Origin of the sequence: Rhizobium sp. TBD182 (assembly GCF_001950375.1) — a bacterium.
In the GTDB taxonomy this organism is placed as follows: Bacteria; Pseudomonadota; Alphaproteobacteria; order Rhizobiales; family Rhizobiaceae; genus Agrobacterium; species Agrobacterium tumefaciens.
In genome coordinates, this window is the sequence record NZ_BDLN01000001.1 from 1,016,081 (window position 1) to 1,036,047 (window position 19,967).

A 19,967-nucleotide genomic window follows, 5' to 3' on the forward strand; every position below is an offset into this window, starting at 1 on the left:
GAACGCGTGTTCCTTCTGCGGCTTGGCATTTTCCATTGTCGTCTCCTCCTCCTCGTCCTATTTCAGTGGCAGCAAGACGCGGCCTTGGGCTCGTCCTCGTACTGGTCGTGCCGGCGCACCCAATCCATTACACCCTCTTCATTACGGCCTTTTGGCACCAGATCGAGCAGCATCAATGTACCGAGCGTCTCTTCCATGCCGCGGGCATAGGCGGAATAGCTATGGTAAATCCTGCCGTCCTCGCCCTTGGCGAAAATGCTGACGCCGTGCAGGTCCTTCAGGTCGCCCATCGGCTCGATCTCACGGTAATTGTAGGTGATCGCCCCGCTCTCGATATCCTCATCACGGAAGGAGGCCTGATAATCATAGTTGAAGTCGCTGCCGTTGGCCGAGACCCAAGGGAATTTCCAGCCCATGCGTTTTTTATAGGCCTCGATCTTTTCGAGCGGTGCGCGCGAGACCGCAACGAAACCCGCATCGCCGTGCTTCAGGTGAACCATCGCACCATCGACATGGTCGGCGAAAAAGGAACAGCCGGTGCAGCCCTCCTCCCAGTCGGGTGCCAGCATGAAGTGGTATACGATGAGCTGGCTGCAATTGCCGAAGAGTTCCTTCAGCGATTTCGGGCCTGAAGGCGCGTCGAAAATATAATCTTTCGTCACCTCTTCCCATGGCAATGCGCGGCGCGCCTCGTTCAGCCTGTCGCGCGCGCGGGTCAATTCCTTTTCCTTCACCAGCAGATCGCGGCGGGCCGCAAGCCACTCCTCATTAGAAACGACGGGATGAGACATGATCTTTCCTCCTTGGATCCGTCTTTCACCACGGCACCGCTCCGCCTCCATGGTGGGCGCCGCCTGTGTCTGCATTGAAAGCCAGGAAAACCATCAGCAAGGCAACAGGTTCCGCTTGACTAATTACGTTGATATCAACATATATAGTCCATGTCAAACGCCAGCGTGATTCCTTTTTCGGCAACTCTTTTAGTGCGGGACTCCTGTCTTTGCCTGCATGCGCAACGTGCAGCGCGGGCGCTGGCGCGGCTGTTCGATAACGCATTGAAGCCCGTGGGCATCAACAACGGCCAATTTTCCCTGCTGATGTCGCTCAACCGGCCGGAGCCGCCGCCGATGGGGCCGGTCGCCAATCTTCTGGCCATGGACCGCACGACGCTGACGGCAGCGCTGAAGCCACTGGAGCGGCGTGGGCTGGTCAGTATCGAGCAGGACCCGAAGGACAAGCGCGGCAAGCGGCTGCGGCTGACGGTGGAAGGCATGGCCGTACTCACCGCCGCCTTCCCCATCTGGCAACAGACCCACGCCGAAATCGAGGCCCGCATCGGCAGCGGCGACCCCGACCGGCTGCGCCGCGACCTCATTGATCTCGGCTGACGGGAAAGCGGCGTATTGCCACTTTTACCCGTGAAAATGTCATCTACCCGTCGTGCCGGACGGCGAAACTAACGAGGAAGACGCAACAAGGGAGGAAACCATGCGTGTTATCGTTTTTGTAAAGGCCACCCGCAGCAGTGAGGATGGCATAATGCCGACCACCGAACTGATGGAAGCCATGGGCAAGTTCAACGAGGAACTGGTCAATGCCGGCATCATGCTTTCCGGTGATGGCCTCCACCCTTCCTCCAAAGGCAAAAGAGTTGTTTTCGATGGTGACAGCCGCAGCGTGATCGACGGCCCCTTCCCGCACACCAACGAGCTGGTTGCCGGCTTCTGGCTCTGGAAGGTGAAGGACATGGATGAGGCTGTGGAGTGGGTGAAGCGTTGCCCCAACCCGATGCTGGAGCGCAGCGAAATCGAAATCCGCCCGATGTTCGAAATGGAGGATTTCGGCGACGCGGTGACACCTGAAATCGCCGAACATGTGGAAAAACTGCGCGAGCGCGTGGCAAAACAGTAAGGGCGCCGCGCTTGAGGGCTGGAGAATGCGGGTCGCCATATTCTCCGGCACCACCCTCCTCTTCAAAAGCCATTGCCTCGAACCCCTGCCGCTGTTAATTGTTGGATGGTTGAACACGTATCAAGAAAGGAGGCTTCGCATGGATATTTCCTGCTTCTGGCGCAACCGCCAGATCTGCCACCTTTTTGCCCTGCAGACGCGTTTGCAGGGCTGACCGGAACACCAAAACTCTGGTTTGCCCGAAAGGCCGCGCAGAATGCAGCTTGTCTGCCGTTGCGCATGTTTTCACGACGGATCACCTCGAACCGATATCCCGTACTGCATTGTCGCAGACCACGGTTCGTCACAGATCCGTTTTGCCAGAGACAATTTCATGACCCTTATCACGCTTCGAAACCTCGGAATCATTCTGGGAAAGCCGCTTTTTTCCAATCTTGGCCTCACCGTGAATGCCGGAGACCGCATCGGCATCGTCGCTGCGAATGGCCACGGCAAATCAACCCTGCTGAATTGCCTTGCCGGTGAACTGGACGCTACCAGCGGTGATATCACCCGGCTGCGCGGGCTGACGCAGTCCATCGTCCACCAGCACCTGCCCTCCCCGCTTTTGGAAAAGACGATGCGGGACGCCGTGCTTTCCGCCCTGCCGGCGGATGAGATCGACAATGAGAGCTGGCGCGCCGACATTATTTTTGATGCCATGCTGGTGCCGGAACCCTATCGTCATCGCCATTTGAAAGAGCTGAGCGGTGGCTGGCAGCGACTTGCCATGCTAGCGCGGGCGTGGATCACCGAGCCTGACGTTCTCCTGCTCGATGAGCCGACCAACCATCTCGACCTCGAAAAAATCAACGTGCTAGAAAGCTGGCTCGGTCAATTGCCGCGCGACACGGCGGTCGTCATCGTCAGCCATGACCGCGCGTTTCTCGACAATGTCACGAAGACCACGCTGTTCCTGCGGCCGGAAAATTCGGCACTGTTCCGGCTACCTTACGGCCATGCGCGCACGGCACTCGAAGAGGAGGATGCCGCCGATGAGCGGCGTTTCCAGCGCGACATGAAAACCGCGCAGCAATTGCGCCGGCAGGCCGCCAAGCTCAGCAATATCGGCATCAATTCGGGCAGCGATCTTCTGACCGTCAAGACCAAGCAATTGCGCCAGCGTGCCGAGAAACTGGAGGAGAATGCGCGCCCACCACATAGCGAGCGCTCCGCTGGCAAGATCCAGCTCGCCAATCGCGGTACCCATGCCAAGGTTCTGGTCACTCTGGAGGATGTGCCAGTCTCGACGCCGGACGGGACATTGCTGTTTCGCACCGGCCGGCAATTTGTCCACCAGGGCGACCGCATCGTCATTCTCGGCCGCAACGGCGTCGGCAAGACGCGGCTGATCTCGCTTCTGAAAGCGGCGGTGATGGATGAAGGCCAAATACAGGACGGCATAAAGGCCACGCCTTCGCTGGTGGCCGGATACGTCGATCAGTCGCTTGCCGAAATCGACGACGACAGCACGCCATTTGCGCTCATGACGCGCCGATTCGACATTGGCGACCAGCGCATACACGGCCTGCTTGCGGGTGCCGGTATCGACATGGAAATGCAGAAACGTCGGATCGCAACGCTTTCCGGCGGCCAGAAGGCGCGGCTCGCCATGCTGGCGCTGCGGTTGGCGGAACCGAATTTCTACCTGCTGGACGAGCCCACCAACCATCTTGATATAGATGGGCAGGAAGCGCTTGAGGCGGAAATCATCAACCGTTCGGCCAGTTGCGTCTTCGTCTCGCATGACAGGAGTTTCGTGCGGGCGGTCGGAACACGTTTCTGGCTGATCGACAAGCGCAGGCTGGTGGAAGTCGACGATCCCGAAGCGTTTTTCGCGTCGGCATGAGGCCCGTCAAACGGGCTGAGAGTAAAACAAGCGAAACGCACGTCAGCCCAGCAGGCTGGCGAGGCGTGGATCACCGGAAAAATCCGCGACCGCAAACCCTGTTCTGCGCATCGGAAATTCGCACAGTGCCTGCACCCCGGTCTTCGACAGGCGGATGCGCCAGCTCATCCGATCCACCGGCATTTTTTCGGCAAAGGCTTTCGGCGACAGCACCGCGATATTGAGGCCGCCTGCGGGATCGCGCACCGAGCGGTAGAGGATCGCCTCGATCTTTGCCAGACGCGCCTGCTCGGCCAGCGCCTGGCATGGCTCGTAATTCTGCAGGTCGGCCCACAGCGCCTCGTCCCGGTTCAATTCCGGTTGCGTCAGGTCCAGCGCCGCATCGGTGGCGATACGGGCGGCAAAGGCGGAATAGTCCGCGGGATTGGCAGGCAGCGGTGTGCCGGGAGATTCCGCAAAAAACAGCAGCCGGTAGAAGGCCATTTCTGCAAGCGCGGTTTCCACCTTGGCTGCGGCGTAATAAACGCCTTCGGTAAAGCCAGCCCGGCGGAAACGCGAGCCATGTGGATAGGCCGCACCATACCGGAAGGGCGTGGCAAGAAGATAATCGAGCCCGGCGCATTCCGGCGGAAAGGGCCGCTTGCTCGCCTCCAGAATATCTTCCAGCAGCGATTGCTCCTCCACCGTATCCACCAGCTTCATGGTGGAAACCTGATGCTGTGCTTCCACCAGTCGCCAGTATTTTCCCGATGCGGCGCGCTTTTCAGACAGGAGCGCGTCGGGCGTCCAGATAGGAGAGGACATCGATCAATCCGGTAATGGTGGTGAGCCTCTCGGCAGGCACGGCGTTGAGCGCCGTATTGTGATTGCGCAGCCAGTTTTTGGCTACCGCCTCATCGCCGCCGGCGATTGCATCCAACGAACGGAAAACCCGGATCAGCAGCACCGCAAGCTCGAAAGACTTGGCGCCCGGCTCCAGCAGGAAATCGAGCCGCTTCATGCGCGACACCGTAGGGGCGGAAACACCGAGAATATCCGCGGTGCGGGCCGCGTTAAGGCCCAGCCGCTCGGCAGCGGTCACAACGGCCTTGGTGACGACCCTGCCCTGCGAAGCAGGATCCATGGCGGTCTTGGCGTGAATATTCATGGCATATATCCTTTCCCTAGAAAGAATATAGCACTTTTCTTTCCATAAACAAGAAGGCCGGGGATTAACCCGGCCTTGCTGCTAGAACTTGCTGGATCAGGCCACAGAGACCGGCACTTCCGTAGAGGTGCGCATGGCGTGGCTGTAAGGGCACACGATGTGGGCGGCGGCTACCAGTTCTTCTGCCTTTTCGCGCTCAAGACCGGGAATGTTGACCTTCAGCGACACTTCGATGCCGAAGCCGGTGCCGTCTTCACGCGGACCGATGCCAACGGTTGCCGTCACAGTCGTGTCTTCAGGAATCTTTACCTTCTGCTTGCCGGCGACAGCCTTCAAGGCGCCGAGGAAGCAGGCGGAATAACCGGCTGCGAAAAGCTGCTCCGGATTGGTGCCGCGGGCGCCATCGCCGCCGAGTTCCTTCGGAACGGTCAGCGTTACGTCGAGTACGCCGTCTTCCGACTTGGCGTTGCCGGCGCGGCCACCGGTGGCGGATGCTTTGGTCGTGTAGAGAATAGGCATGGCATTTACTCCCGTTGGGTTGGTGTTGGGTTTCTTATAATGCGCAATTCAATTGTGCGCAATATAATTTTGCACATTGAATAAAAAATTGTTTTTTGCGATAATTTCACGAAATTTCGCCGCGCATCCATGTGGCAGGAACCGAAAGGCAGGGCTGATTGTTCCCTTCCCGGTTGATTTTTGGAGCAGAACAATGGGCGCAGAGAGCGACGACACCAATTTGGAAAGCCTGTTGAGGCTGGACCAGCAGATATGCTTTGCCCTTTACGGCGCGGCGCACGCTTTCACCCGCGCCTATAAGCCGCTGCTGGACCCGATCGGCCTGACCTATCCGCAATATCTGGTCATGATGGCCCTGTGGGAAAAGGAAACCTCCACCGTGAAGGCACTCGGTGAAATGCTGGGCCTCGATTCGGGCACGCTTTCGCCGTTGCTGAAAAGGCTGGAACATGCCGGGCTGATCACCCGCAAACGCGGAACTGTTGACGAGCGGCAGGTGCTGGTGGCCGTAACGCCCAAGGGCGCCGATCTCAAAAAGGAGGGCGTGAAGATCATGGCGGCAATCGGCGACGCCACGGGCTGCGGGCTGGAGGAACTGGTGCAGCTGCGGGACCAGGTGAATGCGCTTAAAGATGGGCTTGCGAGGAGCTAACCCCTGAAAAACCAGGGGTCATAAAGCATCTGTTAACCACTTCCCGATAAAATTGCATTTATATTTTATGCAGCTAAAATGACTTATGGCTGCGTTCCAGCCCCAGAAGCCGATGAAGGCATTTTGCGGCAGATTTCAAAAGGCATGACGATGGCTTTTATCTCTGCAAATTCAATGGCGCTGACCATTCTCAATCAAACTTTTTCAGTGACAAAAATATCGAGCAAAGATGCCGCAAGCTCGATACTCGCGATGGTATCCGGAGGCCAGCAAAGAACTGCACAGGCCATTGAGACGATTTCGACGCTCGCTTCGCAGGCTACCAAAGCAAAGCTGGAAACCGTCGCAAAAAAAGAAACCGTCTCCGCCGCCATTCCGCAGGCGACGATGAGCGCCATGAACGCCGCCGCCACGAATATGATGTCGTCCTATTACGTCAATCCGATTGAGCGCACGGCGGAAAATGCAGAGGTCATTGTGAGAAGCCTCGTTGTGAACGCCGCTAGAGCCAATCCGCACTTCGAGCCAGAACTCATCGTACCGCCGAGGGAGGAATATAACGATCAATATGCAGCATGGGGTGCGAAACGTATCGCCAATGGCGAAGATGAGGCTTTGGTGAAAAAACAGGTAGATTATTTTACCAGCGACCGCATCTATAATACGCAAGTAAGTGCAGCGGAATTTCGAAAATCGACTAACGGGTGGTTCTCTCAAGTTGCGCGCGAGTACATCAAATTCGACGTGATGGCCCTGAAAACTTTCTCCGGCTCAGCCCTTAGCCTGAAATATGATGAAAACGGATATATTTCCGTCACGCCCGGAAGCCTATATTACGAAAGCGGACAAAAAATGCTCAGCTATACTGAGAATGGTGAGCTGGAGATTTATGACACGGCTGGAAATATAACAAAAAAATACTCAAAATACGATCTGGACAACTATTAGCGATGAAGGGCTCCGCCGCCTGCTGCGACGTAGCCCATTCTGATCAGGCGTAAAGGCCAAACTCAAACATCGAACTGTCAAGTACCGCAATCGAAACTCCGGTCAAGACAATTGACACTCCGCCCGTGCTTATAGTCGCATATCCATTGGCGTTTTCAACGATGGTCAAATCAGCAAATTCGTCCGCAATAATGTTGTCAAAGCGCAATCGATCGATGCCTACTTCAAAATCTTCAATATAGCTGGTTGCGCCCTGAGTTCTGAATTGGAACGTATCTTGTCCAATGCCTCCCCACAGGTAGTCCAAGCCTTCACCGCCGTCTAGAAGATCTTTTCCGGCGTTCCCGTACAGATTGTCGTTTCCGGCGCCACCCCGTAATTGGTCGTCACCATCTCCGCCGAGAAGCCGGTCGCTCCCCGATCCGCCATACAGTTGATCGTTGCCGGCTTCGCCAAGTAGCTCGTCGTTTTCTGCATCGCCATACAGAAGGTCGTTGCCGCCCTGGCCGTTGAGGTAATCATTTCCATCGCCGCCATACAACTTATCGTCACCTGCCGCGTACAGCTGTGCGGCCCAAGGATTGGCGCTGGTGGAGTCACCAAACAACCTGTCATTTCCCCCATTGCCATAAAGCGTGTCGTTGCCGCCGTCTCCTTCGACAGTTTCTCCCAGTTGGCCACCTATGAAGGTATTGTTGCTCTCACGACCGTAGATCGTCACGCCAGACGACATGGATGTCACACTCGAAAAATCTACCGTTCCAGCAAAGTAAACCGGTTTTACAGGCCACTGGCTGAACTGGTTGAAATCTATCTTTTCAACGCTTTTCAGGCCGTTATCGCTAATCATTACAGCAGTCCAGACGTAACGATAGGTTGGCGCGACATAAATCTTGTCCTCACCCTGACCGCCATCAAAGCGCTCCCATCCATTGCGCACGCCTCCTAGGCCACCATATGCGCTGCCGCCAAGCTGGAACACATCGTCCCTCACAACACCATAGCGATCACCGTAAAAAAACTCGCCGTAGCTAGTACCGACCTGCCAACTATTTGAGAGATAAAGAGTCATGCCATTCACTCCTCGATTAACGACAGAGATATTAGAATGATTGCAATGCAGGAAATTCATTTCGAAAATACTTATGAATACCCAAACCCACTATAGTATAAAATCAAAAAAAGTCACGGAATTTCTAAATATACTATAGAATTGATTATTAACATTAAAAACAATATCGATATATTAGAAATAAATAATGGCCACAACATGCTTCATGTTGCAGCCATTATTCGCCAGTTAATTTAGCGGATGCCTATCAGAGCTTCCAGTCAGACCTACTGCCAAACAACCACACGCGCCTTCTGCGGCACGCGGTCGTAGAGGTCGATGACGTCCTGGTTCATCAGGCGTACGCAGCCGGAAGAGACGGCCTTGCCGATGGAATTCCATTCCGGCGATCCATGCAGGCGGTAAAGCGTGTCCTTGCCGTTCTGGAAGATATAGAGCGCGCGGGCACCGAGCGGGTTTTTCAGGCCCGGTGGCATGCCGCCGTTCTTGGAAGAATATTTGACCAGTTCCGGCTGGCGGGCGACCATTTCGTCCGGCGGGGTCCATTTCGGCCATTTCTGGCGCCACTGGATGACGCCTTCGCCGGACCAGGCGAAACCATCGCGGCCGATGCCGACGCCGTAACGCATGGCGCTGCCGCCCTGCTCCACGACATAGAGGAAACGCGAGCGCGTATCCACGACGACGGTGCCGGGGCGTTCGCCGGTCGGATCGACTACGCGCTGACGATAATAACGCCGGTCGATCTTCTGATAGGGAACCGCGGGAATGACGTAACCGCCATCCTCGACCGAACCGTACATGACGGCCAGTTCCGCATCGCTAACGCCCGACGAGAACATCTGGCGGAAATCGCTGCCGATGCTGCTCGCCTGCTGGCGAATGGCTTCACCCGTGCCGGAAGAAGCGCAGCCCGCCAGCAACGAAGCGGAGGAAATACCCAGAAGGGAAAGGAAAGTGCGTCTGGAAAGATCTGTGTCGGTGCTTGTCATAAGGCCGGATTGTCCCACATTTCGAACGGCTATATCGCCGTTGTACATCGTTTGTTCCACGTACACAGGCGTATTGCGAAAATAGTTAACCGACCGCTAAAAGCCAGCCAGAAGGCGCTGGGGGAACCCCACGATGCAGCGCTTTCTTTTAGAAAGTGGTCAGATAACCACAATCTGTGCGCCCTTCGGTACGCGCTCGTAGAGGTCGATCACATCCTGATTGAGCATGCGCACGCAGCCGGACGAAGTTGCCTTGCCGACGGACTGCCAGTCGGGCGTTCCGTGCACGCGGTAAAGCGTGTCCTTGCCGTCCTTGAAAATGTAAAGGGCACGCGCGCCGAGGGGGTTGTTGAGACCCGGCGTCATGCCGCCATTGGCGGCGGAAATGGAGGTGAGTTCCGGCTGGCGCCTGACCATTTCGTCGGGCGGCGTCCAGCGCGGCCATTTCGCCTTCCACTGGATCTTGCCGCGACCCGACCAGGCGTAACCGTCGCGCCCGAGGCCAACGCCATACCGGATAGCCTTGCCGCCCGGCTGCACCAGATAGAGAAAATGCTGCTTTGTATCCACGACGATTGTACCCGGCGCTTCCGCCGTCTGGTAGCTCACCTCCTGCCGGAGATAACGCGGATCGATGCGACCATAGGGAATGGCCGGCAGGGACCGGTCGTCATCGCGGATCGGGCCATACATGACCCGGTGCAGCGGATTGGAGACCGGAAGGCCATAGGCCATCGCCTGACCCTGCGCCTGCGGCACATTCAATCCCTGCACCTGCGGCGCGCTCAGGCCCTGCCCGCGCACCGGCGGACCGTATTCCTGATGGAAGCGGGTTCTGAACAGATCCGGCGGGCGCGTGGAAAGCTGACCCGGCTGTGGTGGCAGTTCCGGCTGGCGATTAGAGCTTACGGAATTGAAATTGAACACCGGCGCCGTTTCCTGAACGAAGACGTCCGGGTTCATCCGGCTCGTATCCGTCACGAAAAGGCAGCCGCTCAGGAAAGGCAGCAGCGCAATAACCGCCAGCGAGGCCGCCCGGCGGCAGTTTTTCAATAGGAGTGCTGTCATCTGAACCGCTTCATGAAACCAAGTTTGAAGGCATGATGCATTGCGCGGCTGGCGCGAGGCTGGTGTGTGCCTTTCAAAAAAAATCGGAAAAGCGCATTTTTGCCCTTGAACCTCTAGTTGCTAGAGGTGCCAGATTGGCTGTCGAGTGGAATTCAGGAGCTAGAACCATGAATATTTCGACACGCGGCAGTTTGAACGGGGAATCAGGAGACCTGACCTTCACGGTCGGCGGCATGGATTGCGGCAGCTGTGCGGCGAAGATCGAAACGGCGCTCTCCCGCCTGCCCGGCGTTGCCGACGTCAAGGTCTCCGTTGCGCGCGAAAGGCTGAACCTTTCGCTGGCGGAAGACAAAACGTCGGTCGCAAAAATCGAGGATACGCTGCGCAAACTTGGCTTCAAGCCCGCTTTGCTGCCGCAGGACAAGGCTCCGCGCGAAAAGATTGCGGCGGAACATCACGATCATGGGCATGATCATGACCATTCATCGTGCGGTGGTCATCACCATGCGGAAGCAGCACCGAGCATCGAGCAGAAAAATGCCCTGACCTTCTCTGTCGGCGGCATGGATTGCGCCAGCTGCGCGGCCAAGATCGAAACCGCGCTCTCGCGTCTGCCCGGTGTTGCCGACGTCAAGGTATCCGTTGCGCGCGAAAGGCTGAACCTTTCTCTGGCAGACAACAAAACCCCGGTCGACAAGATCGAGGACACGCTGCGCAAGCTCGGCTTCAAGCCTGCCTTGCTGCCGCAGGAAAAAACCGCACTCGGCAAGGTCGAAGAACATAATCATGATCATGCGGACGACCATGACCATAGATCATGCGGCGGTCATCACGGCCATGATCACGATCACAAACATGATCATTCAGGCCACGACCATTCGAGCCATGACCACGCCGACCACGACCATTCAAGCTGCGGCGGCCACCATCATGACGATGCGAAGCACGCGCATAGCCACGGGAGCGTTGAAACCGTCGCGCAGAGCGCCGACATAGGCCACGCCCATGGCGCGGATGAAAAAGGCGTGTGGTGGCGCACCGCCAAGGCGCGCAACACCTTCACCGGCACCATTCTCGTGGCCGTTGCCTATGCGGCAGAGCTTGGCTTCCCGGCATGGGGCAGTTACGCCTTCATCGTCGCAACGCTGGTCACGCTGTTTCCCATTGCGCGCAACGCCTTCAACGCCGCGCGTTTCGGGGCGATCTTCACCATCGAGATGCTGATGACGATTGCCGCCATCGGCGCCATCATCATTGGCGAGGCGGAAGAAGCGGCGATCGTCGTGCTGCTGTTCTCCGTTGGCGAGTTGCTGGAAGGCTTTGCCGCCGCACGTGCCCGCTCGGGCATCAAGGCTCTCGGTTCCCTGCTGCCAAAAACGGCACTGGTGGAAGAAAACGGTACGCTTCGGCAGGTGGCCGCCGATAAGGTTCGCATCGGACAGGTGGTCGTGGCGCGTCCGGGCGACCGCATTGCCGCCGATGGCGTGGTGATGGAAGGCGAATCCAGCGTCGACGAATCGCCGATGACCGGCGAGAGCATTCCGGTCGCCAAGGAAAAAGGCGCACGCGTCTTTGCGGGTTCGATCAACCATGATGGTTCGCTGCGCATTCGGGTCGACCGTGCGCCGGAAGACAACACCATTGCCCGCATCATCACGCTCGTTGAAGAAGCACAGGACGCCCGCGCCCCGACCGAGCGCTTTATCCAGAACTTCTCGCGTTATTACATGCCGCTGATCGTCGCGATTTCCGCACTTACCATCGTCGTGCCGCCGCTTGTGGGCCTTGGCGACTGGGACACCTGGATCTATCGCGGTCTCGCCCTGCTGCTGATCGGTTGCCCCTGCGCACTCGTCATTTCCGTTCCGGCTGCCATCGCCTCCAGCCTTTCGGCTGCGGCACGGCACGGTATGCTGGTGAAGGGCGGTGCGGTTATCGAGATGCTGGCACGCACCGAAACCGTGGCCTTCGACAAGACCGGCACGCTGACGCTCGGCGAACCTGTCGTGACGGATGTGGTGGCTCTTGACGGCAACGAGGCCGGGCTGATCGCGCAAGCCGCAACCATCGAAAACGAGTCCAGCCATCCGCTTGCCAGAGCCATCGTCAACCATGCCAACAGAGCAGGCGTAACTCCCCTGCCCGGCTCGGAGATCAAGGCGATTTCCGGTCGTGGCATGCAGGGCACCGTCGGCGGCAAGCGCCTGTTCATCGGCGCGCCGCGTTTTGCAACCGAAGTCGGGTCCGTATCGACGGAACTTGCAGAGCGCATTTCCGCACTGGAAAGCGAAGGCAAGACCGTGGCCGTCGTCATGGCCGAGGGAGCGGCGAGCGGTCTCTTCGCCATGCGTGACGAACCGCGCAAGGATGCGGCAGAAGGCATCAAGGCACTGAAGGAGATGGGTATTTCCTCGCTTATGCTGTCTGGCGACAATGCCCGCACGGCAAAGGCAATCGGCAACAAGCTGGGACTTGAAGCGCGCGGCGAACTCCTGCCGCAGAACAAGGTCGAGGAAATCCGCAAGCTTGCCCAGAAGAAAACCGTGGTGATGGTGGGCGACGGCATCAACGATGCGCCCGCCCTCGCGGCTGCAAGCGTCGGTGTCGCCATCGGCTCAGGCACGGATGTGGCGATGGAAGCGGCGGATGCAGCGCTGATGCGCAACAATGTCGGCGATGCTGCCCGCCTGATCGGCCTATCGCGCGCCACCATGCGCAATATCCACCAGAACGTAACGATCGCGCTCGGCCTGAAGGCAGTATTCCTGGTGACAACGGTTACCGGCCTCTCCGGCCTGTGGCTCGCTGTCTTCGCCGACACCGGCGCTACGGTTCTCGTCACCGCCAATGCCATGCGGCTGCTCGGCTACTTCAAGAAGAGCGCCTGACTTTACGAGAGGGCCGAAAGCTGCAAAGCGGTTTTCGGCCCTTTTTTATGCAAATTCGTTGAAAAAGCGGATGCTTTCCGTCACGGCGCCCGGCACCACCCCGTTGTGTGTGCCGGGCAGCAGTTTTTTGTCGACCTTGAATCCCGAATACACGGCGCGGTCGACGAAAAGCTGGTGATCGGCGTCGAACGGGCGCTCCTCCGTGCCGCGCAGCAACAGCGCCGGGCATTTGAGGCTGGGGCCGAAACAGACCGAAGAGCGCATGATGAATTCCCGCTCGTCGGTTTCGTCGAAACAGAGTTCGTCCGAGTAGCGGTTGAAGTAACGCCATGAATTGACGCCCGCAGAAATCGGCGCGGCGGCACGGAATTTGCGGCTCATGGCGGCCAAGAGCGTCAGCGTGCCGCCATTGGAATGCCCGGCGATGAAGAAGCGTTTCCTGTCGATACCGGGCAGGCTTTCCAGATAGGTCGCCGCCGCCAGCGCATCCGCTGTTTCGTCGTAGAAACCGGAATAATTGCCGTTCTGGCCGTTTTCGCCCCGGAAGGACGGCAAAAGCACCACGAAACCCGCCTCCCAATAGGGCTTCATCATCGCCCAATGGCCGTCACCGGTGGCGTTGCCTCCGTGCAGGAAAAGCACCGCGGGTTTGAGTACCGTCGAGGGCTGATAATGGGAAAGCCAGGCCACAAGTTCGATGGAACCATCCGGCCCGCCACGATAGGTGACCCGTTCCGCGCCCGGCGGTGTGCCGAGCGGCGATGATTTTTCCGGAGCGGACATTTTGCGCAGCAAATGGGTATGGAACCGTTTACGCGCCTCGCCGTAATCCTGCTTTTCCAGCGGCAGCACTTCGGGCGTGGGAATGCCCGCTTTCGCACCTGCGGGCAGAAGTGCCGCTGCTGACAGGCCCATGGCACCCACAAGCAGATTGCGCCGCGTCAGGCTCCTTAAGGTCGCGCCGCTTTCTTCCTGTCCGAATGCTGAGGAGAGAAAGCGTTTATCTGGCATATGCGCACCTGAGTGATCAAAACATTAGAAGCAGTTCAGCACTGCGGCGAGAGGCTGTCCAATCACGGATTCGCGAATGACAACAATGTATTCGCAGCCATCATGGCATTTTCTGGACAAAACATTCCCTTACTCCTGTGCTTGTCACAGGAATCCAGTCGACGCGCATCGGCGCGGCGGGAAGAGTCCCATCAGCCCAAGGACTTGGGCTGGCTGGATCCCTGTGACAAGCACAGGGATGAGGGAGACAGCGGAGACCCCTACCCATCAACGCCATCGATCATCGCCACAAGCGTCGCCAGGCGATCCGCCTCCGCCGGGAGTTTGTCGGCGCGAAGCCTGGCAATGCGCGGAAACCGCATGGCAACGCCGGATTTGTGGCGGTTGGAACGGTTGATGCCCTCGAAAGCCACCTCCAGCACGAAACCGAAATCCGGCGTGGCGCGCACCGCGCGCACGGGTCCGAAACGCTCGACGGTGTTGTCACGCACGAACTTGTCCAGCACTTCCAGCTCCGCATCGGTAAAACCGAAATAGGCCTTGCCAACCGGCACCAGCTGTTCACCATCCTCCCCTTCCGCCCATACGCCGAAGGTGAAATCGGAATAATAGCTCGAGCGTTTGCCGTGGCCGCGCTGCGCATACATCATGACAGCATCGATATTGTAGGGATCGCGTTTCCACTTGAACCACGGTCCCTTGGCCCGGCCGGCCTGATAGGCGCTGTCGCGCCGCTTGATCATGACGCCTTCGATCACCGGATCGGGCGGCGCGGCGCGCAGCGTATTCAGCTCGTCCCATGTTGAAAAACCGATGAGCGGAGACAGGTCGAAGCGGTCATGCGGGGCATGTTCGATGATATCCGACAGGCGGCCACGGCGTTCTAGATAGGTCTGCGCGCGAATGTCGCTCTCACCATCAAACAGCAGGTCATAGGCGCGGATGAAGGCCGGATATTCATCCTGCATCTTGGCCGTCACCGTCTTGCGGTTCAGCCGTTGTTGAAGGTCGGAAAAGGTGCGCGTGAGATTGTTGGAGCGCGCCGTGCCGCCAATCAGCAATTCACCATCCATCACGCCTTCGAAATCGATGGCATCGAGCACGTCGGGAAATGCGCCGGAAATATCGTCGCCGGAGCGGGAGTAGAGTTTGCGCGTCTCGCCTGCGCGGGAAAGCTGCACACGGATGCCGTCCCATTTCCACTCGGCCGCATAATCGGCAGGGTCCAGACCATCGAGATCGCCGTCTGCAACCGGGGTGGCCAGCATTACCGAGTGGAAGATGGCGGGCGTCGCCAGAACCGGCCGCTCGGACTTGCCCTCCAGCCAGGCGAAAAGCGTCGTGTAAGGCGGCATCAGACCGTGCCAGAGGGTTTCGATTTCGATGATGTCCTTACCCGCGAAATCCGCCAGTGCCTGCCGCGCCAGCCGCGCCGAAACGCCGATGCGAAGGCTGCCGGTTGCGAGTTTCAGGAAGGCGAAACGCGAGGAGGTATCGAGCCGGTCGAGCAGATCGCGCACCGCTCCGCGCACTTCGGTGCGGCCGAGCGAATTCATCAGCGTCACGACTTCGCCAAGACGGGGATCCTGCGCCTCGGAATCATCCAGACCGCCGATATTGCCCCAGACCAGCGAGATGGTCTCGGCCAGGTCGCCGACATAATCGTATGAATAGCGGAACAGCACCTCGTCCATGCGCTCCAGCACCAGCTCGCGCAGCATTGCGGGCTTGACGCTTTTGAGGTCCAGCGTGCCGGCAATCGCCGCCAGACCGTACCCCCGGTCGGGGTCAGGCGTATCGCGGAAATAATCGGTCAAAAGCTTCAGCTTGCCGTTGCGCGATGGGGTGAGGACAAGTCGGTCGAGAAGGGTGGCGAAGGCTTTCATCTCAATCCCCCTCGTCTTCGTAACCGACAAGATGCAGCGGTTTGGCAGCAATGCCCTGCAATTCGCACCAGCGCACCAGCGCCTCCTCGCGACCATGCGTAACCCAGACGGCCTGCGGGCCAATTTCCTTGATGGTTTCCAGCAGTTCCGGCCAGTCGCAGTGGTCGGAGATGACCAAAGGCAGCTCCACGCCGCCCTGTTTCGCCCGCTGTCGGACCATCATCCAGCCGGACGCGAATGCGATCAGGGGCTCGTTGAAACGACGCGCCCAGCGCTCCTGAAATGCAGAGGGCGGGCCGACGACGATCGCGCCCTTGAAGATGGCGGGATCGCTTTTTTCAAGCGTCGCGGGGCGTAGATCACCTAGATCGATGCCCTGCGACACGTAATAATCGCAGAGCCGCGCCAGCGCGCCGTGGATATAGATGGGATCGGCATAACCATTGTCGCGCAGGAGCCTGATAACGCGCTGCGCTTTGCCGAGTGAATAAGCGCCGACCAGATGAGTGCGCTCGGGAAACTGCTTGATGGAGGTGAGCAGCTTGCCGATTTCCACCCGCGGCAACGGGTGGTGAAACACCGGCAACCCGAAGGTGGCCTCGGTGATGAAGACATCACACGGCACCGTTTCGAAGGGTGTACAAGTGGGATCGATACCGCGCTTGTAATCGCCAGAGGCAACGATGCGCATGCCGTTCATTTCCACGGAGATCTGTGCCGAACCCAGCACATGGCCCGCCGGGTGGAAACCGACGGTCACGCCGTTTACCTCCACCGTCTCCCCGAATGCGACCGCCTGCTCGCTGCCGCAGAAGTCCTCGCCGTAACGGATGCGCATGATATCGAGCGTCTGGCGTGTGGCCAGCACCGCCCCGTGGCCGGCGCGGGCATGATCGGAATGGCCGTGGGTTATCAACGCGCGCGCCACCGGCCGCACCGGGTCGATATAAAAATCGCCCGGCGGGCAATAAAGACCCTTGGGCGTGGAGTTCAGGAGCTGTTCCGGCTTCATATTCATTGAGATAGGGCCGCCCGCGCGAATTTAAAGTGCTGCGAGCATAACGCGGAACGGGCGTTAAATTTCCAGGGGTGCGGTTTTGTTTTCGCGCTCAGAGGTCGCGGGCATATTGGAAAGGCCCGGAACCATCCCTCATCCTTGTGCTTCTCACAGGGATGAGGGAAGAGCTAGTTGCCGGAGGAAGGCACAGCTCGAGTTCACCGCGCCTTACAAGGACAGCCGCTTCCCTACTCCCCCGCACTTTCCGCCGGCTTGGCCGCCTGTGCTGCGGCTGGCAACCGGACCGGTTTCAGCATCAGTGCTGCGGCAAGGCCGATAGCGGCGGTTGCGGCGGCTGCGAAGAACAGCGGCGTGAAGGCATCCGAATAGAGCGAGGCAACGGCGGCCTGGGATGCCGCGGGCAGTTCGGAGAGCATCTTCGGCGTCAATTCCTCAATCCGTCCGACACCCGGAATGGTCACGGCAACGCCCTTGAGGCTGGAGGTGACGATCGCGCCATAGACCGAGATGGCGATTGCTGCGCCGCCCATGCGGGTGAGCGTCACCGCGCCGCTTGCGGCACCGATATCGGCCTTCGGCGCGGAATTCTGCACGCCGATAATCGGTGCCTGCTGACCGAGGCCGACGGCGAAACCCTGCGCCAGCATGAGAATCGCAATCAGCCAAAGCGGCGTTCCCGCATGCATCTGCGTGAAAAGCAGCATGGCGATGACATTGATAGTAAGCCCGGCCACCGAAAACGGTTTGTAGACGCCGGTGATCGAGATCAACCGCCCGGCAGACAGTGAACCCATGACGATGCCGCCGGTGACGGCGATGAAGAACAGGCCGGCATGGGATGGGGAAAGCCCGGTCGTGGTCTGCAGGAACAGCGCGAAATAATTGACCATGCCGATGCCAATGCCGCCGCTGGTCAATGAAACTATCATCAACAGCGGAAAGGTGCTGTCCTTGAAGAGCCTGAGCGGCACCACGGGTTCCGGCGCGCGACGTTCCACCTGCACCCAGAGGAAGGCGGCGATGACGGCGAAAGCGATAATACCGAGGCTGGGACCGGCGATGAGCGAACCGAACAATTCGCTGCTGTCGGCCCAGAAGACGACGCTTGCGATCGTCGCTGCCAGCAGGACGGCGCCGAGATAGTCGATCTTCGGCTGACGCGCGGGACGGCGGTAGGGCAGCAGGAAAATCAGGCCGGTGATGACGATAAGCCCGAGTGGCAGGTTGATGAGGAAGATCGACCGCCAGCCGAACAGATCGCTCATCGTGCCGCCGAGAATGGGCCCGACGCTGCCCGACGCCATGATGGTGAGGCTGGAATAGCTCTGGTAACGGGCTCTTTCACGCGGTTCGAACAGATCCGCATTGACGGAGAAGATCGACACCATGATGCCGCCGCCGCCAAGGCCCTGAAGCACGCGGGCCGCGATCAGGCTATCCATCGACCAGGCCAGCCCGCAGGCGAGCGAGCCGAGCGTGAAGATGATAACCGCCGCGATCATCACGTATTTTCGCCCGAACAGGTCTCCGAGCTTGCCATAAACAGGCATGACCGCGCTGGTGGCCAGAAGATAGGCCGAACCGATCCAGCCGAAACGCTCCAGCGCGCCGAACTCGCCGACGATGGTGGGCAGCGCTGTCGAGACGATCTGGTTGTCGAGGGTAGCCATGAACATGGCCAGCATCAGAAACAGGAAAACGATGAGCCTACGCCGGTGATCCGACACAAGCGGCGCCACGGGGGCAACGGACATATCCATGAAAAATCTCGTTGAGTTTCGGCAATTTTGCTGCGACAATTTGTGTGCTATTAGCATATATATGTCAATGGCAAGTTTTTGACATCCATGATATTGGCGCTAAATGTGATCGCAAATCGGGATTGAAAGGAACGGCTGAGCGTGTGGACTGAGGAAGACTGGAACGAGGATCTGCCCGAAGACATCAAGCGCATCGGCAATACGATGACGCGTATGCGCATCATGATCGGACGGCGCATCATCGGGCGCATGGCGCTTGCCAAGGTGGCTCCGGGTCTGGAACTCTCCCATATCGACGTTCTCGATATATTGCGCCGCGCGGATGGCGATGTCACCGTTGGTGCTATTGCCGAGGGCATGCGCATCGACCCCTCGCGCGGTAGCCGGGTGGTGGCGGATATGGTCGGGCGCGGCCTGTTGAAACGCGGCGTCTCGCAGGAGGATGCCCGCCGCAGCATCGTCGAGATCACACCACTTGGCACCAGTCTGCTGCAGGAAATGCGCCGGACCAAGATGAACGTCATCCAGGATGTGATGGATGGATGGCCGGAGGAGGATGTCGAGACATTCGCGCGGCTTTTCGATCGGTTCATCGACCGTTTCGAGGCCCGGCTGTCACCGGATACAGACCTCCTGACGGATCAGAAAAAATCATAGTTGACCCTGACATCCACAACTTCACTTTAAAAGGACGAGACCTTAACGTGCCGCCATCGAAAAGGTAAAAGGGTGACTTCGATGTTGACGATCTATGGTGTCTACCGTTCCCGCGCCACGCGCACGCTCTGGCTTGCCGGGGAACTGGGCATGGAATTCAAGCACGTGCCTGTCGTGCAGGCCCGCCGCGTTGCCGATCCCCTGGCCGCAGACGCGCCGCTCAACACGCTGTCCCCCGCGTTTCTGGCCATCAATCCGATGGGCACCATCCCCTGCATCGAAGATGACGGCATGGTGCTTTATGAATCCATGGCCATCAACCTTTATCTCGTCCGCAAATATGGCGGACCGCTCGCACCGGTGGACCTGAAGGAAGATGCGGCGATGCTGCAATGGTCGTTCTTTGCCGCGACCGAAATCGAGACCAATTCGCTGAAGATTTCCTCCGCCATCGCCGAAGGGCTTTCGGAAAGCGATGCCGGCAAAGCGGTGATCGATGTCGCCGCGCGCCTCTTGAGGCGGCCCTTCCGGGTGCTGGAGCAACATCTTG

At 58.7% G+C, this 19,967-nt stretch carries 20 protein-coding genes; 9 read left to right on the forward strand and 11 right to left on the reverse strand.

Annotated elements, in window-relative coordinates:
* Nucleotides 1–62 precede the first annotated feature (62 nt).
* Nucleotides 63–791 carry a DUF899 domain-containing protein gene (locus tag T18_RS05165; RefSeq protein WP_003511917.1) on the reverse strand — a complete coding sequence of 243 codons (729 nt, stop codon included), beginning with the start codon at nucleotides 789–791 and terminating at the stop codon, nucleotides 63–65.
* A 150-nt stretch (nucleotides 792–941) separates the two neighbouring features.
* Here T18_RS05165 and T18_RS05170 point away from each other — a divergent pair, with 150 nt between their 5' ends.
* The 4 genes from T18_RS05170 to T18_RS05185 all read left to right on the forward strand — a co-directional run bounded on the left by T18_RS05170 (nucleotide 942) and on the right by T18_RS05185 (nucleotide 3,799).
* Nucleotides 942–1,388 carry a MarR family winged helix-turn-helix transcriptional regulator gene (locus T18_RS05170; RefSeq protein ID WP_013635660.1) on the forward strand — a complete coding sequence of 149 codons (447 nt, stop codon included), beginning with the start codon at nucleotides 942–944 and terminating at the stop codon, nucleotides 1,386–1,388.
* A gap of 100 nt (nucleotides 1,389–1,488) precedes the next feature.
* Nucleotides 1,489–1,911 carry a YciI family protein gene (locus T18_RS05175; RefSeq protein WP_038490203.1) on the forward strand — a complete coding sequence of 141 codons (423 nt, stop codon included), beginning with the start codon at nucleotides 1,489–1,491 and terminating at the stop codon, nucleotides 1,909–1,911.
* Between the two features lie 25 nt (nucleotides 1,912–1,936).
* Nucleotides 1,937–2,125: a hypothetical protein gene (locus T18_RS05180; RefSeq protein WP_019564143.1), complete on the forward strand. Its 189-nt coding sequence runs from the start codon at nucleotides 1,937–1,939 to the stop codon at nucleotides 2,123–2,125.
* Between the two features lie 159 nt (nucleotides 2,126–2,284).
* The gene (locus T18_RS05185; RefSeq protein WP_038490199.1) at nucleotides 2,285–3,799 is read left to right on the forward strand and encodes an ABC-F family ATP-binding cassette domain-containing protein; all 1,515 of its coding nucleotides are present in this window, start codon (nucleotides 2,285–2,287) and stop codon (nucleotides 3,797–3,799) included.
* Nucleotides 3,800–3,841: 42 nt separating this feature from the next.
* Here T18_RS05185 and T18_RS05190 read toward each other — a convergent pair whose 3' ends face one another.
* The 3 genes from T18_RS05190 to T18_RS05200 all read right to left on the reverse strand — a co-directional run bounded on the left by T18_RS05190 (nucleotide 3,842) and on the right by T18_RS05200 (nucleotide 5,465).
* Complete coding sequence (locus tag T18_RS05190; protein WP_038490195.1) at nucleotides 3,842–4,603, reverse strand: RES family NAD+ phosphorylase; 762 nt, start codon at nucleotides 4,601–4,603, stop codon at nucleotides 3,842–3,844.
* Nucleotides 4,563–4,946, reverse strand: a complete 384-nt coding sequence (locus T18_RS05195; RefSeq protein ID WP_038490193.1) for an MbcA/ParS/Xre antitoxin family protein — start codon at nucleotides 4,944–4,946, stop codon at nucleotides 4,563–4,565. The genes T18_RS05190 and T18_RS05195 overlap by 41 nt, the downstream gene beginning before the upstream one ends.
* A 96-nt stretch (nucleotides 4,947–5,042) precedes the next feature.
* Nucleotides 5,043–5,465: an organic hydroperoxide resistance protein gene (locus T18_RS05200; RefSeq protein WP_003511906.1), complete on the reverse strand. Its 423-nt coding sequence runs from the start codon at nucleotides 5,463–5,465 to the stop codon at nucleotides 5,043–5,045.
* 193 nt (nucleotides 5,466–5,658) lie between these two features.
* Here T18_RS05200 and T18_RS05205 point away from each other — a divergent pair, with 193 nt between their 5' ends.
* Both T18_RS05205 and T18_RS05210 read left to right on the forward strand, forming a co-directional pair.
* Entirely contained in the window at nucleotides 5,659–6,117 is a 459-nt protein-coding gene (locus T18_RS05205; RefSeq protein WP_038490190.1) for a MarR family winged helix-turn-helix transcriptional regulator, read from the forward strand.
* 78 nt (nucleotides 6,118–6,195) lie between these two features.
* Nucleotides 6,196–7,065, forward strand: a complete 870-nt coding sequence (locus T18_RS05210; RefSeq protein ID WP_038490185.1) for a hypothetical protein — start codon at nucleotides 6,196–6,198, stop codon at nucleotides 7,063–7,065.
* A 43-nt stretch (nucleotides 7,066–7,108) separates the two neighbouring features.
* Here T18_RS05210 and T18_RS27545 read toward each other — a convergent pair whose 3' ends face one another.
* From T18_RS27545 to T18_RS05225, 3 genes are all read right to left on the reverse strand, one after another.
* Nucleotides 7,109–8,137, reverse strand: a complete 1,029-nt coding sequence (locus T18_RS27545; RefSeq protein ID WP_051489688.1) for a calcium-binding protein — start codon at nucleotides 8,135–8,137, stop codon at nucleotides 7,109–7,111.
* 266 nt (nucleotides 8,138–8,403) lie between these two features.
* Nucleotides 8,404–9,129, reverse strand: a complete 726-nt coding sequence (locus tag T18_RS05220; protein WP_013635657.1) for a L,D-transpeptidase — start codon at nucleotides 9,127–9,129, stop codon at nucleotides 8,404–8,406.
* A 159-nt stretch (nucleotides 9,130–9,288) separates the two neighbouring features.
* Entirely contained in the window at nucleotides 9,289–10,197 is a 909-nt protein-coding gene (locus tag T18_RS05225; RefSeq protein WP_019564146.1) for a L,D-transpeptidase, read from the reverse strand.
* 167 nt (nucleotides 10,198–10,364) lie between these two features.
* On the opposite strand from T18_RS05225, the gene T18_RS05230 reads away from it, so the two are divergent.
* Nucleotides 10,365–13,085, forward strand: coding sequence for a heavy metal translocating P-type ATPase (locus T18_RS05230; RefSeq protein ID WP_038490180.1), 2,721 nt, complete (start codon nucleotides 10,365–10,367; stop codon nucleotides 13,083–13,085).
* A gap of 45 nt (nucleotides 13,086–13,130) precedes the next feature.
* On the opposite strand, the gene T18_RS05235 is transcribed toward T18_RS05230, so the two are convergent.
* The 4 genes from T18_RS05235 to T18_RS05250 all read right to left on the reverse strand — a co-directional run bounded on the left by T18_RS05235 (nucleotide 13,131) and on the right by T18_RS05250 (nucleotide 18,760).
* Complete coding sequence (locus T18_RS05235; RefSeq protein ID WP_003511897.1) at nucleotides 13,131–14,096, reverse strand: alpha/beta hydrolase family protein; 966 nt, start codon at nucleotides 14,094–14,096, stop codon at nucleotides 13,131–13,133.
* Between the two features lie 260 nt (nucleotides 14,097–14,356).
* Nucleotides 14,357–15,982 carry a cisplatin damage response ATP-dependent DNA ligase gene (locus T18_RS05240; RefSeq protein ID WP_038490177.1) on the reverse strand — a complete coding sequence of 542 codons (1,626 nt, stop codon included), beginning with the start codon at nucleotides 15,980–15,982 and terminating at the stop codon, nucleotides 14,357–14,359.
* A 1-nt stretch (nucleotide 15,983) separates the two neighbouring features.
* A complete protein-coding gene (locus T18_RS05245) occupies nucleotides 15,984–17,000 on the reverse strand; it encodes a ligase-associated DNA damage response exonuclease (protein ID WP_038490174.1) in 1,017 nt (338 codons plus the stop codon).
* Nucleotides 17,001–17,227: 227 nt separating this feature from the next.
* Nucleotides 17,228–18,760, reverse strand: coding sequence for an MDR family MFS transporter (locus T18_RS05250; protein WP_038490171.1), 1,533 nt, complete (start codon nucleotides 18,758–18,760; stop codon nucleotides 17,228–17,230).
* A 141-nt stretch (nucleotides 18,761–18,901) separates the two neighbouring features.
* On the opposite strand from T18_RS05250, the gene T18_RS05255 reads away from it, so the two are divergent.
* The gene (locus T18_RS05255) at nucleotides 18,902–19,417 is read left to right on the forward strand and encodes a MarR family winged helix-turn-helix transcriptional regulator (protein ID WP_038490168.1); all 516 of its coding nucleotides are present in this window, start codon (nucleotides 18,902–18,904) and stop codon (nucleotides 19,415–19,417) included.
* An 81-nt stretch (nucleotides 19,418–19,498) separates the two neighbouring features.
* On the forward strand, nucleotides 19,499–19,967 hold a 469-nt coding region (locus T18_RS05260), incomplete at its 3' end, for a glutathione S-transferase (RefSeq protein WP_323455192.1).

Bases quoted from the DNA above. Each gene is read 5' to 3' on its own strand.
- T18_RS05165 (WP_003511917.1), bottom strand. From the start codon at position 791: ATGTCTCATCCCGTCGTTTCTAATGAGGAGTGGCTTGCGGCCCGCCGC.
- T18_RS05170 (WP_013635660.1), top strand. From the start codon at position 942: ATGTCAAACGCCAGCGTGATTCCTTTTTCGGCAACTCTTTTAGTGCGG.
- T18_RS05175 (WP_038490203.1), top strand. From the start codon at position 1,489: ATGCGTGTTATCGTTTTTGTAAAGGCCACCCGCAGCAGTGAGGATGGC.
- T18_RS05180 (WP_019564143.1), top strand. From the start codon at position 1,937: ATGCGGGTCGCCATATTCTCCGGCACCACCCTCCTCTTCAAAAGCCAT.
- T18_RS05185 (WP_038490199.1), top strand. From the start codon at position 2,285: ATGACCCTTATCACGCTTCGAAACCTCGGAATCATTCTGGGAAAGCCG.
- T18_RS05190 (WP_038490195.1), bottom strand. From the start codon at position 4,603: ATGTCCTCTCCTATCTGGACGCCCGACGCGCTCCTGTCTGAAAAGCGC.
- T18_RS05195 (WP_038490193.1), bottom strand. From the start codon at position 4,946: ATGAATATTCACGCCAAGACCGCCATGGATCCTGCTTCGCAGGGCAGG.
- T18_RS05200 (WP_003511906.1), bottom strand. From the start codon at position 5,465: ATGCCTATTCTCTACACGACCAAAGCATCCGCCACCGGTGGCCGCGCC.
- T18_RS05205 (WP_038490190.1), top strand. From the start codon at position 5,659: ATGGGCGCAGAGAGCGACGACACCAATTTGGAAAGCCTGTTGAGGCTG.
- T18_RS05210 (WP_038490185.1), top strand. From the start codon at position 6,196: ATGACTTATGGCTGCGTTCCAGCCCCAGAAGCCGATGAAGGCATTTTG.
- T18_RS27545 (WP_051489688.1), bottom strand. From the start codon at position 8,137: ATGACTCTTTATCTCTCAAATAGTTGGCAGGTCGGTACTAGCTACGGC.
- T18_RS05220 (WP_013635657.1), bottom strand. From the start codon at position 9,129: ATGACAAGCACCGACACAGATCTTTCCAGACGCACTTTCCTTTCCCTT.
- T18_RS05225 (WP_019564146.1), bottom strand. From the start codon at position 10,197: ATGACAGCACTCCTATTGAAAAACTGCCGCCGGGCGGCCTCGCTGGCG.
- T18_RS05230 (WP_038490180.1), top strand. From the start codon at position 10,365: ATGAATATTTCGACACGCGGCAGTTTGAACGGGGAATCAGGAGACCTG.
- T18_RS05235 (WP_003511897.1), bottom strand. From the start codon at position 14,096: ATGCCAGATAAACGCTTTCTCTCCTCAGCATTCGGACAGGAAGAAAGC.
- T18_RS05240 (WP_038490177.1), bottom strand. From the start codon at position 15,982: ATGAAAGCCTTCGCCACCCTTCTCGACCGACTTGTCCTCACCCCATCG.
- T18_RS05245 (WP_038490174.1), bottom strand. From the start codon at position 17,000: ATGAATATGAAGCCGGAACAGCTCCTGAACTCCACGCCCAAGGGTCTT.
- T18_RS05250 (WP_038490171.1), bottom strand. From the start codon at position 18,760: ATGGATATGTCCGTTGCCCCCGTGGCGCCGCTTGTGTCGGATCACCGG.